This window comes from Chitinolyticbacter albus (assembly GCF_024437655.1).
GTDB classification, from domain to species: domain Bacteria; phylum Pseudomonadota; class Gammaproteobacteria; order Burkholderiales; family Chitinibacteraceae; genus Chitinolyticbacter; species Chitinolyticbacter albus.
This window is the reverse complement of the sequence record NZ_JANBVF010000045.1, coordinates 32,046-46,576: the sequence shown is the minus strand read 5'-3', so window position 1 is coordinate 46,576 and position 14,531 is coordinate 32,046. Positions and strand designations below refer to the sequence as shown.

General features: G+C 62.0%; 8 protein-coding genes. 1 reads left to right on the top strand and 7 read right to left on the bottom strand.

Features of this window, described 5'->3' with window-relative positions; translation table 11 throughout:
- The 6 genes from NLI84_RS17520 to NLI84_RS17495 form a co-directional block, all read right to left on the bottom strand.
- Positions 1-513 (bottom strand): condensation domain-containing protein (locus tag NLI84_RS17520; protein WP_255992083.1); only part of this gene is annotated, 513 nt, incomplete at its 3' end.
- Between the two features lie 57 nt (positions 514-570).
- Positions 571-5,802, bottom strand: coding sequence for a non-ribosomal peptide synthetase (locus NLI84_RS17515; RefSeq protein ID WP_255992082.1), 5,232 nt, complete (start codon positions 5,800-5,802; stop codon positions 571-573).
- A 74-nt stretch (positions 5,803-5,876) separates the two neighbouring features.
- Positions 5,877-6,875, bottom strand: a complete 999-nt coding sequence (locus tag NLI84_RS17510) for a fatty acid desaturase (RefSeq protein WP_255992081.1) — start codon at positions 6,873-6,875, stop codon at positions 5,877-5,879.
- A 9-nt stretch (positions 6,876-6,884) separates the two neighbouring features.
- The gene (locus tag NLI84_RS19185; protein ID WP_255992080.1) at positions 6,885-7,799 is read right to left on the bottom strand and encodes a sterol desaturase family protein; all 915 of its coding nucleotides are present in this window, start codon (positions 7,797-7,799) and stop codon (positions 6,885-6,887) included.
- Between the two features lie 7 nt (positions 7,800-7,806).
- Complete coding sequence (locus NLI84_RS17500) at positions 7,807-8,175, bottom strand: nuclear transport factor 2 family protein (protein WP_255992079.1); 369 nt, start codon at positions 8,173-8,175, stop codon at positions 7,807-7,809.
- 164 nt (positions 8,176-8,339) lie between these two features.
- Complete coding sequence (locus NLI84_RS17495) at positions 8,340-10,184, bottom strand: ABC transporter transmembrane domain-containing protein (protein ID WP_255992078.1); 1,845 nt, start codon at positions 10,182-10,184, stop codon at positions 8,340-8,342.
- Positions 10,185-10,604: 420 nt separating this feature from the next.
- Between NLI84_RS17495 and NLI84_RS17490 the strand changes: the two genes are divergently transcribed.
- The gene (locus tag NLI84_RS17490; RefSeq protein ID WP_255992077.1) at positions 10,605-11,537 is read left to right on the top strand and encodes an alpha/beta hydrolase; all 933 of its coding nucleotides are present in this window, start codon (positions 10,605-10,607) and stop codon (positions 11,535-11,537) included.
- Between the two features lie 150 nt (positions 11,538-11,687).
- Here the strand turns inward: NLI84_RS17490 and adhE are convergent, their stop codons facing one another.
- The gene (gene adhE, locus NLI84_RS17485; RefSeq protein ID WP_255992075.1) at positions 11,688-14,306 is read right to left on the bottom strand and encodes a bifunctional acetaldehyde-CoA/alcohol dehydrogenase; all 2,619 of its coding nucleotides are present in this window, start codon (positions 14,304-14,306) and stop codon (positions 11,688-11,690) included.
- Positions 14,307-14,531: the final 225 nt, after the last annotated feature.

Sequence of the window (14,531 nt, the reverse complement as noted above, 5' to 3'; positions counted from 1 at the left end):
CGGCAGCGGGGACGACTCACCCCGGCGGCAGGCGTCGTACAGCGCGCCCAGCTCGGCCAACAGCACGCCGATCGACCAGCCGTCCGCAATGATATGGTGCAAGGTCAGTTGCAGCAGGTAATCGTCATCGCCCAGTTCGATCAGCAGAACGCGCAACAACGGGCCTTTCGATAGATCGAATGGCCGTTGCGCCTCGTCCTGCGCAAGCTGCAGCGCCTGGATCTGGGCATCGTCCTGGCCTCGCAGATCGATCTCATGCAATTGGACCGGTGACGCCGCCGCAATGCATTGCACGGGCATTTCGCCATCCACCGCGAAAACGGTGCGTAGCGTTTCGTGGCGGAGCACGATTTCATCCAGGCTCCATGCCAGTGCTTCCCGGTCCAGTTGGCCGCGCACTCGGCATGCCGCTGGGATGTTGTATTGCGAGGAGCCGGGTTGATACTGGTCCAGGAACCAGAGCCGCTGCTGGGCGAATGAGGTAGCGAACTGATCCATGTCGATCTGGGTCATGCGGGGCTTTTCCGGTTGATGCTCAAGTCGTGGTGGGGGCGAAGTGCCATCGCTCGCTCAGGGCGTTTGGGCAAGACTGTTGCGCCGAGCCAGTCTGGGAATGGCGGAAACTGCAGCGGGTGGCCTCGATGCATGCGCATCCAGGCGCGCCGCGAGCTGCGCTATCGTGGGTGAGTCAAAAAACAGCCTTACCGGGGCCTGGATCTGCATCTGGGTCTGTATGCGCGAGACAATTTGTGCCGCCAACAAGGAGTGGCCGCCCAGTTCGAAGAAGTTGTCCTGCACCCCAACCCGGCTCAGGCCCAGCACCTCGGCCCAGATCGCAGCCAGCGCGATCTCGGTCGGCGTGCCCGGCGCCTGGTAGGCACTGCTGATCGCCAGCGCCGCCTCGTCCGGCACCGGCAACGCCGCCCGATCGGTCTTGCCATTGGGATTGAGCGGCAAGGCCTCCAGCACGACCCAGGCCGTCGGCACCATATAGGCCGGCAGGCTGGCCTGCAGCGCGGTCCGCAGCAGCGCCACCGACACCGTGCCCGCCACATAGGCCACCAACCGTTGCTGCCCCGGCTGGTCCTCGCGCACCAGGACCGCCGCCGCACGCACTCCGGCGCATTGCAACAAGGCCTGTTCGATCTCGCCCGGCTCGATGCGCAGCCCGCGCAGCTTCACCTGCTGGTCGGCCCGCCCCAGGAAGGCCAGGCAGCCATCGGCACGCCAGCGCACCAGATCGCCGGTGCGGTACATGCGGCTGCCGGGAGGCCCGAACGGGTCGGGCACGAATCGCTCGGCCGTCAGCTCCGGGCGATGCAGATAACCCCGCGCCACCCCGCTGCCGGCCAGATACAGCTCACCGATCACCCCACTGGGCACCGGCTGCCAAGCCTCGTCCAGCACGTACACCCGCACATTCGGCAACGGCCGCCCCAGTGGCACCTCACCGGCCGCCGTGGTCTGGGCATGCCAGACCGCCACATCGGCGCATTCGGTCGGCCCATAGGAGTTGACCAGCGTCACCCCCTGCGCCGCCAGGGTCGCCGCCAGCGCGGCATCAATGGGTTCGCCGCCCAGCACCACCGTCGGCACCGGGCAGTCCGGCGGCAACTGGAAGGCGCGGAAGGCCGACGGCGCACAGTTGATGCGGGTCGGACGATGGGTACGCACGGCCGTCTGCAAGGCCGTCACGTCGGCCAGCGGCCCCTCGGGAATGACCAGCAGGCCGCCGGCCAACAGCGGTGCGAACAGGTTCTTCTGCGTCAGATCGAAGCTGGGCGAGCTGGCCAGCAGCACCCGCTCCACGCTGCCCAGCGCCGGATCGGCATACCACTGCAGCAGATTGAGCAAACCTTGCCGGGTATTGATGGCGCCCTTGGGGGTGCCGGTCGAACCGGAGGTATAGATGCAATACGCCAGATGCTGCGGCAACGCCAAGTCGGGTGGGTTGTCGACCGGCTGGGTCGCGATGCGCGACCAGTCGCGGTCCAGACACCATACCTGCGGGTGTGCCGGCAGCCGGGGTTGCAGCGCCGCCTGGGTCAGCAGCACCGGCGCGGCGGTGTCTTGCAGCATCCAGGCCAGGCGTTGCGGCGGGTAATCGGGATCGAGCGGCACATAGGCCGCGCCGGCCTTGAGGATGCCCAGCAGGCCGATCAGCAGGTCAACCCCGCGCTCGACGCACAGCGCGACCAGCTGATCCGGGCCGACCCCCAGCTGGCGCAGCTGATGTGCCAGCTGATTGGCGCGCTGGTTGAGGGTGGCATAGTCGAGCTGGACCGTGCCGCAGCAGACGGCGGGGGCGTGTGGGGTGCGGGCGGCCTGGGCCTCGAACAGCGCGGTGAGCGTGTGTTCGGGCAGGGGCGTGTGTGGTCCCTGGCCGGCCTGCAGCAGGCGTTGCCGCTCGCTGGGCTCGAGCAGGGGCAGCGCGGCGAGGGGGCGGTGCGCCTGGCTGGGCAGGGCGGTGAGCAGGGTATGGAATTGGCGGGCCAGGCTGGCGATGGTGGCGGCATCAAACAACTCGGTGCTGTATTCGAAGTCGACTGCGAGGCCATCATCGTGATGCTGGATTTCAACCTTGATGTCAAACGCCGCATGCAGGATGCTGGCCGGATGGCGGCCAGCAATCTGCAGTGCCTGTGCACCCTGCCATTGCCCCGATGCATCCTCGAGGGCCAGTTCGCTATGGAAATTGAGCACCACTTGCACATAAGGCTGCCAAGTCGCTTCGCGTTGCGGCGCCAAGTGCTGCAGGATCAATTCGAATGGCAGCTGCCGCTCGTAGCCTGCCAGCAAGCGCACGGCAGTATCAGCCAGCAGTTTGTCGAATGACTGGTCGTGATCGATGTGGGCTCGCAGCGGGATCACATTGATGAAGTTGCCGATCAGCCTTTCGGTACCCGCCGGCCGGTTGGCGGTCATCACGCCCAGGCAGAAATTCTCCTGCCCGGTTTGGCGGTAGAGCAAGGCGTTCATGGCTGCCGCCAACACCATGAACAGCGTGGCATTGCAGCGCCCGCCCATGGCCACCAGGCCCTGGACCAACTCGGGCGACAGGGTCAGCCGCTCTACCGCGCCACTACGACGATTACCAGGCAGCCGAGGGCGATCCGTCTGCAGTGCCAGCAGCGCAGGCACGCCTTCCAGTTCGGTTCGCCACCAGGCCAACTGCATATCGAGCCATGCGCCCGTGAAATGACGTGCTTCCCATGTCACGTAGTCGGCATGATCGACGTGCAATGGCGCAAGCGACGCCGACGGAGCGCCCCGCAGTGCGGCATACAACCGGTTCAGTTCATCCAGCAAGGGCAGGGTGGAGCTGCCGTCGTAGATGATGTGATGGAACGACAAGAGCAAGGTATTGGGCCCGCCCTCGCGCCGCAGCAACGTCACGCGCATCAGCGGGCCGGAGCCAAGGTCATAGGCGTGGTGCGCTTCGGCGCGGATTTCGGTATCGGTCTGGCGTTCAGCCTCATCTGCCGCCAACGCGCTTAGATCGATCACCCGCAGCGGAATGCGCAGATCGGCGCAGATGATCTGTACCGGCTGCCCCGCCTGTTCTGCAAATACGGTGCGCAGTGGTGCGTGTCGCTCCACCAATGCATCGACAGCACGCTGCAACACGGCTGCATCGATCTCGCCAGCCAGGGTCAACGCCAGCGGTACGGTGTAGAACGGATTGCCGGGCTGATATTGGTCGAGGAACCAGAAGCGCTGCTGTGCAAAGCTCAGCGGCAGCCTATCCCCCTGCTCGCCGTGGATGATCGCGGGCAGCGCGATGCTGCTACTGCCACGTGCAGCATCAATTTCACGCGCCAGCGCCCTGATCGTTGGCGCATGGAACAGCACGGGCAACGGCAGGTCGACGCCAAATTCGTCGCGCAGGCGGGCAATCAGCGTGGTGGCGAGCAGCGAATGCCCGCCGAGCCGGAAGAAATTATCAACGACCGTGATATCGCGACGGCCAAAGGCATCGCACCAGGCTTGCAGCAACTGTATTTCGGTCGGCGTCTCAGGATAGGCAACCTCGTCGCCGTGAACGTCATCCTCCTGTCGCCACGACCAAACCGAAGCGATAGCGGCGGTCTCGAATAGCTCCCGGCAGCGCCCGCGCTGGATTTTTCCGCTGGACGTCCGCGGGATATGGCCAGCCCTGACCAGCAGCACTGCGGCCAGATCGAGAATCTCATGCCGTTCGGCCAATGCCGTGCGCAGGCGCGCCACGAGCCCCTCCAGATCCGGCTGCTGCCGACGATCGAGCTCCTGCACGATCACCAGCGAGGTCGTTGCCCCTTCTTCCAACGCAAAGGCCGCGCAACCATTGGCACGAAATGCCGGATCGAGCGACTCGACCGTGATCTCCACATCCTGGGGATAGATGTTACGGCCGTTGAAGATCATCACTTCCTTGATGCGGCCCGTGATGTACAAGCCCCCTTCCCGCATGAAGCCAAGGTCACCCGTGCGCAGCCAGGTGCCCGCCTCCGAGGCCAAGCGGGCGCGAAACACCTGCTCGCTCTCTTCCGGTCGCCCCCAATAGCCGCTGGCGACCGTGGTCCCCTGTATCCACACTTCGCCAACCTGCCCGGAGGGTAATGCGGCGGCGCTGGCCGGATCGACGATGACCACACGGTGGTTGATCGTGAGGCCTGCCCCCGTGAGCACCACTTCCGCGGTGTCCTGCTCGTTAGTACCCGGCTGGATCTGCCCAGACTCCAGCGCCGACTTGCTGATACTGCAGACCTTCGGCGTCTGCCCGCTCGGTGTGGCCAGATTGGCCGATGCCATCAGCACCGACTCGGCCATTCCATACGAGGGCGTCATGCTCTCGGGGGCCAACCCGCACGGCGCAAATGCGGCCGCGAACTGGCGCAGCGTTTCAGCCCTGATGCGCTCCGCGCCGTTGACGGTGATGGCCAGGCTGCTCAGATCCAGCGTCTGTTTTTCGCCATCGCTGATCCGTTGCACGCACAGTTGATAGGCAAAATTGGGAGCACCCGTGATACGGGCGCGGTAGCGGCTGATGAGCTCCAGCCAGCGATAGGGGCGCATCAGGAAGCTTGCAGGCGGGAACTGTACGCAATGTCCGCCCACGCAGACCGGAATGATGGTGGCGCCAATCAAGCCAAAATCATGGTGCGGCGGCAACCAGGAGACAAAGACGTCGCCTTCCTCGATCCGGTAAGCCTGACGACTGAGTTTGGCATTGGCGAGCAGGCTGGCGTTGTTGACCATGACCCCTTTGGGCGTGCCCGTTGAGCCGGAGGTGTATTGCAGGAAAACGATGTCATCGGCCCGGGTGTTCGGCGCATGCCAGCCGGCGCCGTCGTCCGTGACGTGATCGCTGGCCAGCCAACGCAGCCGGGGTAGCGGATCGTCCGTGCCATCCTGCGGCCAGGCCGTTACGGTATCGACGATGCTTTGCAGAGTCAGTGCAACCGCCGGTTGGCAGTCGATCGCCATGGCGCGCAATCTGGGCAAGGTGCGGGCATTGCTTGGCGTCACGGTAGGCACCGCGATCACGCCGGCATAGACGCAGGCGTAAAAGCCGACGATGTAATCGACGCAAGGTGGATAGACCAGCAGCACGCGCTCACCCGGCCGGGTATGCCGCTGCAGGTGGGCTGCAAGCGCGCGAGCGCGCGCATCCAGCTCGGCGTAGCTCAGTTCAGTGCCGATCTGCTCGCCGTCGTTCAGATAGGTAAAAGCAGGCCGGTCTGCCCAGCCCGAGGCTGCCGAAGCACGATGGCGCAGGATATCGAACAGGGTATGCAGGTCTGGGAGCGTCGCAAGTGGCATGACTAGATGTTCGCAATGGGGCGTTCGACCTGCCTCGCGTACCGGATTGGCGCGCGGGAAGTCATTGGATAGGCTCAGGCATTGGTGGCAGCTGATGCCTGTTCTTTGGCGCGAGCTAGCCTCACTGCAAGCTCGGGGTAGAACAGCGGGATATTGATGTAGTGCGTGTAGGGCACGGTGCGCCGGTCGGCTGGCAGTTGCTGGCGTAATAGCGGGAGTTGCTGCCAGTGCGCGCCAGGACGGTAGTGATGTTCCTGGTGATAGCCCAAATTAAAGGTCAGCCAGTTATACCAACGGCCGTAGCTGCTTACCGAGTCACGGCTCGCGTCGGCCGGGTCAGTGGCACCCCAATGCTGCAGGAAGTTCTCCGCCAACCGGACGGTATCGACCACATAAGCGACGGGAACGAAATAAAACAGGAAGAAACGCCAGTCGATCACGCATAGCGCGATGCGGAACATCATCCAAGCGGCAAGATCGAGCTTGGCCTCACGCAGCTTGTGGGGAGCCCTGATCTTGTCGAAAAAGCGCTTGCCCAGTTCCGGCTCGCCCGGCGCCGCCAACGCCGCAAGCCGCTCCGACGGCCATTGCTTGATTTCGAGCAGGTAGAGCAAGACCAGATATTTCAGGCCCAGAGACTCTGCCACGTATTGCGCGAACGCCAGCAGTTGCACGTGCCAGGCTCGCTTGAGCCCGAGCGTGCCCAGCAACGTATCGTTGTTCCACGACCGCGGGTTGGCATGATGCAGGCCGTGCCCGATATTGTGTGGCGTCTTGGGTGCGGCAGTCATGGAAAAACCCATGCGCGTCAAGGTGTTGAGCCCGCGCACGGTAAAGAAGGGCGTGTGGAAGTGGTTGTGATTGGCGCCGGCATTCTGGAGCGAAATGGCGAACTGCACCGGTACCAGCACCAGCAAGGCCCATAGCGGCAGCGAGTGGAAGGCGCACGCCAGCCAAACAAAGAAGCCGATATGCAGCGGGATGATGACCACATTGAACGCATCCCAGCGTGAATATTTGAATAGCCTGCGCTCCGGCAGGCTTGCATTGCGCGTGATTCGGGTGGGTTCCATGGCGTGAGATCAGTTCCGGGAGGGGCGCGGGCGCCAGATGGGAGGAAGCAAGGCTTTGACGAAGAGCACGTAGTGACGCCACAGCGTGAGCAGCACCGCATCGTCGCCTGGCGTGCCGGGGACGCCGTAGCTCAGGCTGGCCGTACTGGCTCTATCCGCGTAGCAGGCCGTGCCGAACAGGTTGTCCCAGAATTGGAACGTGGTCGCATAGTTGCGGCCATAGTGTGTGCTGCTACTGGAATGGTGCAGATGATGGGCTGCCGGTGACGACAGGATGTGCCGTCCTATCCAGCCCCAGTCATGAATGATGCGGGAATGCTTGAGGCAGGTATGGGCGATCGACACGCCCAGCAGCATAAAAACATGCTGCGCTGGCACGGGCAGCAAGGCCAGCAGGCCGGCAAAGGCTATCGTATACAGGGCCTCTTCGAGCGGATGAAAGCGAAAGCGCGTCAGGACCGTCATCCGGTCTGCGCTGTGGTGGTAACTGTGCAAGGCCCATAGCGCGGGGATGGCGTGCGACCAGCGGTGTATCCAGTACATCGTGAGGTCATAGCAGAGGAACCACAGCAGCGTAAGCAGCATGGGGTTGGAAAGATCAGGGCTTGCCGCCTTGCCCCCTGCAACAACGGCTTCTTTCAGCCATTCGGGCAGGCCGGCCAGCATCATCTGCGCCAGAGGCCAAGCCAGCCCCAGGCCGACCAGTAGCATAGCCCAGAGGTCATTGCGTGCACTGCCCTTGGGGCGCAGCAAGGCCTGTGACGATGACCGTGACCACCCCAGCAGCACGCATTCGAGCAACAAGACGCCCGCGGCGATCGCCAGTGTGCCGGCGAAGTCCACGAGGGTGACGGGCAACGCATTCACCCAGGCTGCCGCCATCGCCTGCATGCCACTGGCGATGACCAAGGAGGGAATCTCCACCGGGCCCTCAGTCGAGTACTTTGTCGCCGAAAACAAAGGACGCGGTCTTGATCCGGCCCTCGACGACCTGATAGATCGCGACCATCGCCATGCGGCCTGGCCCTTCGGGGAAGGTGCGTATGACGTCCTCGCTGTCGATAACCACATTGCCGCAAACGGTGCGGTGCTTCAGCGCCGCGTGCAGATTCGGCTCAGCGAAGCGGCTTGCGGCGCGGTCGGCAATCGCGTCAATGCCAGAGGCCAGCACCGTATCCGGAAACTGGTACTGGACCGCATCCTGCGCATAGGTTGCCAACCAGCCGGCAAGGTCGTGTGCGTTATAGGCGTCCAGTTGACGCTGAACCACCATTTCCGGCGTGATCGTGTCGTGCTGCATAGTCATCGCGTGTCAGGTCCGTCTGGTAGGTACACGCCCCCGTGAGCCGGAAAGAATTTTCCGTTGAAGCGTGGCGAAAGCCAAAGATGTAAATATTCTATTTATTCTTTTCGATATGATTTTGCTGCCTTTTGCGTGGTTGATGCGTTGGCAACAAACATATTTCAAATCTCTTTCTCCACTACGCCGAACTGGAAAGGTGCAATGGTCGGAGCGGCGGTGGGCGTGGCGGCAAACTGCAGCGCCGCGAGCTTGGCATACAGCCCGTTGGCCGCAATCAGACTGGCATGCGAGCCGTGCTCGACCAGCCGGCCGTGGTCCAGCACCAAGATACGGTCAGCCTGCTGTACCGTGGCCAGCCGATGCGCGATCACCAATGTGGTGCGATCAACCATGATGGCATCGAGCGCTGCCTGCACCATGCGCTCGCTGTGCGCGTCGAGGGCGCTGGTGGCTTCATCGAGCAGGAGTAGAGGTGGGTTCTTGAGCATGGCCCGAGCGATGGCGATACGCTGTCGCTGACCGCCGCTCAGCCGCATGCCACGCTCGCCAAGAACGGTTTGATAGCCATCGGGCAGGGCAACGATGAAGTCATGGGCGAACGCCGCGCGGGCAGCGGCCTCAACCTCGTCGAGGCAGGCATCGGGCCGCCCATAGCGGATGTTGTCCAGTACGGTGCCAGAGAACATCGAGGCTTCCTGAGGCACGATGCCGATGCGCTGGCGCAGTTGTTCGAGCGACAACCGGCGTATGGGTACGCCGTCGATCAACAGCTCGCCGTGCTGTGGGTCGTAGAAGCGTTGCAGCAGCTGGAACACCGTGGTCTTGCCCCCACCGCTTGGGCCGACCAGCGCGACGGTCTCACCAGGGGCGATCGAGAATGACAGCCGCTGCAACGCTGGGCTTTGAGGGCGGGAGGGGTAGTGGAAACCGACATCGCATAAAGCCAGCGCACAGCCGCCGCCGACTTTCGGCGCAGCCACGGGCTGGTCGGGGGAGACGATGATGGATTCGGTATGCAGCAGTTCGATCAGGCGTTCGGTGGCACCGGCAGCGCGCAACAAGTCGCCATATACCTCGCTCATGATGGACGCGGCACCGGCAAGGATGATGACGTAAACCACGGTTTGGCTCAGCTCGCCAGTGCTCATGCGCCCCGCCATGACCGACTCGGCGCCTTGGTAGAGCCCCCAAAGCAGGATGGCGGAGGTTGCGATGGTGATAAAGGCCACCAGCGCCGAGCGAGATACCGTTCGCCGAACCGCCGTCTGGAAAGCGTGTTCGGTTGCTGTGGCAAACCGGGCCGATTCGCGCGCCTCAGCCGTATAGCTCTGCACCACGGAGACCGCATTCAGCACTTCCGTCGCGATGGCGCTGGAATCCGCCACACGATCTTGGCTCGCGCGCGACAGCTTGCGCACGCGCCGCCCGATCCAGACGGAAGGCGCGACAATAAACGCCAGTCCACAGAACACCAGCAGCATCATCCACGGGGCGGTCCACACCAGCATGCCCAGCGCCCCGGCGCCCATCATCAGATTGCGCAGCCCCATCGACAGCGAAGTGCCAACCACGGTCTGTACCAGCGAGGTATCGGTGGTCAGTCGGCTGAGTACTTCTCCGGTATGGGCTGACTCGAAAAATGCGGGGCTTTGTCGCAATACATGGGCGTAGACGGCGTTGCGCAGGTCGGCCGTGATGCGTTCGCCCAGCCAGGTCACCAGAAAGTAGCGCGCCGAGGTAAAGACGCCGATGGCGATGGCCACGCCGAACAGCAATAGGAAGTGGCCCCGCAGCATCAACAGGCGAGCCCCGTGCTGCGCCGAGTCCGTATCGAACAAGCCTTGGTCCAGCAGGCTGCGGATCGCGACCGGCAGGGCAAGGGTGGCAGCTGCGCCGAGGACGAGGAACAACAGTGCCAGCAGGATGCGCGCGCGATAGGGGCGCGCAAACGGCAGCAGGCCAGCCAGTGCAGCGGGTCGGCGGGACCTAGTGGGGGCTGGATTCATGCCTTCGTTCCACGGGACCTAATAAATTGGCGCTGATGGTAAAGGCAATCCAACGGACAGTAAATTAAAGGAGTTGCTTATATATTCACTACGTTTTCTTTCTTGATTATTTGTTATTTAGGTATCATCGTCGCGCCCGGACCCAATCAGCGGCGACCGCTTCGCACCGCTGACCGAGCTCAGCGCGCGGTACAACGATCGGATCAAAGCCTGACTGATGCGTCCTTGCGCCAATTTGCCTGGGCATGTGCTGCAGGACGTGACCGCATTTATTGGATTCGACATGGCCCCCGCCCGTAACGATCGCCGTGCAAGCGAACAACCCGAAAGCTTCGCGACGCCTTCATTAGCAGAGCGCCCGGAATGCTAGGGAGACAACGCCGCAACGGCATCAATCACCCCCTAGCGCCCCCCCGCCAAGTGCCGCAAGCCGAGCCGCAGCCTTGCCTGCCGATGGCAGCCACATTGCCCAGGAAATCCAGACTGTCCGCCAAGCGAGTACTTTCCTGGCTGCTGCTTGTTCCCGTACTCGCGCTGCTGTCTGTCTTCGGCTACTTCTTCCTCTACCAGGAACAGATGATCTTTTTCCCGCCCAAGCCCGATGTGGTGGCGGCACGTAAGCTCGCTCAGCCAGAGCAGCGTGCGCAGACCATCAGCGTGGCTACGCCGGATGGACAGCGCTTGCATGGCTGGCTGTTGCACGCCGATACCGACGAACCGGCCCCCACGCTGATTTTCTTTGGCGGCAACGATGAGGAGGTGTCGTGGTTTGCCGGGAAGCGTCACTTCTTTAAATATTGGAACATCCTGCTGATGAACTATCGCGGCTACGGGCGGAGCACGGGCCATCCGAGCGAGCGGGCGATGCAGGCTGATGCGCTGACGATTTACGATGCCATATCGCACCACCCTGGCGTGGACAACAGCAAAATCGTAGCGCTGGGGCGCAGTCTGGGAACCGGTGTCGCGGTTTATCTGGCCCAACAGCGGCCGCTGGCCGGCGTGGTGCTGATTTCCCCCTACGACAGCGTGCGCGACGTTGCGCAGGAAATATATCCATTCCTGCCAGTCGGGCTGTTGCTCAAGCACCCGTTCGATTCGGCTTCGCGCGCTCCGGGCATTCATGCGCCGGTACTGATGGTCGTTGCCGATCAGGATGGGTACATCAAGCCCGCGCATTCACGGCGACTATTCGACGCGTGGGCAGGCCCTAAACAATGGAAAAACCTTGCGGATGCCAATCACAACAATATTGTGGATCGCACCGCCTGCTGGAGCGCCGTCAGCACGTTCCTTGATCAACTGAACGCTGCGGACTCGCGCAACAGCAACGCTCGACACGCGCCGTATTAAGAGCAGCTCACAAAGCCCTGATGGTCCAGTACGTTTCGCGCCACTGGCTAGAACCGCCATGCCAGACTTTGGTCGCCGGGCTGAGCCTCCCTGAAATGAAAAACCCGGCATGCACCGGGTTTTTCCATGAAGCTTACTCAGGCTCCCTGCTTACTTTACCTCGCGCGCATACGTTTCCACGTACGGCCGGCCATAGTAGCTGTCGACCAGCAATTGCTTGATTTCGCTGATCAACGGGAAACGCGGGTTGGCGCCGGTGCATTGGTCGTCGAACGCTTCTTCCGCCACCACGTCGAGCTTGGCGAGGAATTCCTTTTCCGGAACGCCGGCGGCCTGGATCGACGCCGGAATATCCAGCGCGGTCTTGAGGTTATCCACCCACGCCACCAGGCTTTCCACCTTCTCGTCGTCGTTGCGGCCCTTGAGCCCCAGGTGCTCGGCGATGTCGGCGTAGCGGCACTTGGCGATCGGCCGGTCGTACTGGCTGAATGCAGTCTGCTTGGTCGGAATGTCCACCGCGTTGTAGCGGATCACATTACTGATCAAGAGCGCGTTGGCCAGGCCGTGCGCCAGATGGAACTCGGCGCCGATCTTGTGCGCCATGCTGTGGCACACACCGAGGAAAGCATTGGCAAAGGCGATCCCCGCAATGGTGGCGGCACTATGCACCATTTCGCGTGCCTTCGGATCGTTCACACCGTTGGCGTAGGAGGAGGGCAGGTACTGCCCCAGCAGCTTGAGGGCCTGCAGCGCCTGCGGATCGGAATATTCGTTCGCCATCACCGACACATAAGCTTCCAGCGCGTGCGTCACCGCATCGATACCGCCATAGGCCGTGAGGCTCTTGGGCATGTTCATCACGAGGTTCGGATCGACAATGGCCATGTTTGGCGTGAGCTCGTAATCGGCAATCGGGTACTTCTTGCCGGTTTTTTCATCGGTGACCACGGCAAACGGCGTGACTTCCGAGCCAGTGCCCGAGGTGGTCGGGATGGCAACGAGCTGTGCCTTGGCGCCCAGCTTGGGGAACTGATAGATCCGCTTGCGGATATCCATGAAACGCAGCGCCAGATCCTCGAAATGGACGTCCGGATGCTCGTACAACACCCACATGATCTTGGCTGCATCCATCGGGCTACCGCCACCCAGCGCCACGATCACGTCCGGCTTGAAGGTGTTGAGCATTTGCGTACCCTTGCGTACCACTTCCAGCGTTGGGTCGGCCTCTACTTCATAAAACACTTCAACTTCAAGGCCCATCTGCTTGAGGATATGGATGGTTTCATCGCAGTAGCCATTGTTGAACAGATAACTGCCGGTAACGATGGCCGCGCGGCGCTTGTCCTTGAGTTCTTCCAGCGCGAAGGGCAGGCTGCCACGGCGGAAATAGATGCTCTTGGGCAGTTTGTGCCACAACATGTTTTCGGCCCTCTTGGCGACGGTTTTCTTGTTGATCAAGTGTTGCGGACCGACATTTTCCGAGATCGAGTTGCCACCCCATGAGCCGCAACCCAGCGTCAGCGAGGGTGCCAGCGCAAAGTTGTAGAGGTCGCCAATCCCGCCTTGGGAGGAGGGCGTATTGATCAGGATCCGCGCCGTCTTCATCTTGTCGCCAAAGTACTTGATGCGCTCTGGCTGCAGATCCTGGTCGGTATAAAGCGAAGAGGTATGACCGATCCCGCCCAGTGCCACCAGCGCTTCGGCCTTGCTTACCGCGTCGTAGAAATCCTTGGCGCGATACATGCCGAGCGTGGGCGACAGCTTTTCATGCGCGAAGGCTTCTTCCTCGCCGACCGAGGTCACCTCGCCGATCAACACCTTGGTATACGGCGGCACCTTGACGCCCGCCATCTCGGCAATCTTGATCGCGCTCTGGCCAACGATGTCGGCATTGAGCCCGCCATTGACCAGAATCACCTTGCGCACGGCCTCGGTATCTTTCTTGTTCAGCAGATGGCCACCATGCTGCACAAAACGTTCGCGTACCTTGTCGTAGATGGCATCGACCACGATGACGGCCTGCTCAGACGCACAGACCACGCCGTTATCGAAGGTCTTCGACATCAGAATCGAGGCAACGGCGCGCTTGATATCGGCGGTTTCATCGATCACCACCGGCGTGTTGCCGGCACCGACGCCGATCGCCGGCTTGCCGCTGGAATACGCCGCGCGCACCATGCCCGGGCCGCCGGTAGCCAGAATCAGGTTTACATCCGGATGGCGCATCAGGTGGTTGGAGAGTTCGACCGATGGTGTATCGATCCAACCGATGATGTCCTTGGGTGCGCCGGCCTTAACCGCGGCTTCCAGTACCAGACGCGCAGCCTCGGTAGTGGATTTCTTGGCGCGCGGGTGCGGGCTGAAAATGACAGCGTTGCGTGTCTTCAGCGAAATCAGTGCCTTGAAGATGGCGGTTGACGTCGGATTGGTGGTGGGCACGATGCCGCAGATGATGCCGATCGGCTCGGCGATGGTGATGGTGCCGAAGTTGTCGTCGGTTGAGACGACGCCACAGGTCTTGTCGTCCTTGTACTTGTTGTAGATATATTCGGAGGCAAAGTGGTTCTTGATCACCTTGTCCTCGACGACACCCATACCAGTTTCGCTAGCGGCCATCTTGGCCAGCGGAATCCGTGCATCGGCCGCAGCCAAGGCCGCGCAACGAAAGATCTCGTCGACCTGCTGTTGGGAATATGTAGCAAACAGCTGCTGCGCTTTCTTGACCCGAGCGACCAGTGCGTCCAGTTCCTGCACATTGGTAACTGTCATCGGTGTTCTCCTAGCTATGTATGGATGGCCCGAAAGGATGGCGTGTTGTCCGTTTGATAGCGCGCGCGTTACCTTAGTGCCGCGCTATCGTCATCACCACCCGACGGCCGCAAGCTCAAGATACGCTCCAGCAATGCAACAGGATTTGATCTGGCGCAGAAATTTGCCTTTGCAGCACCATAAATACAAATAATGTATATTATGTCAAGTTACATCCGAGGTTTC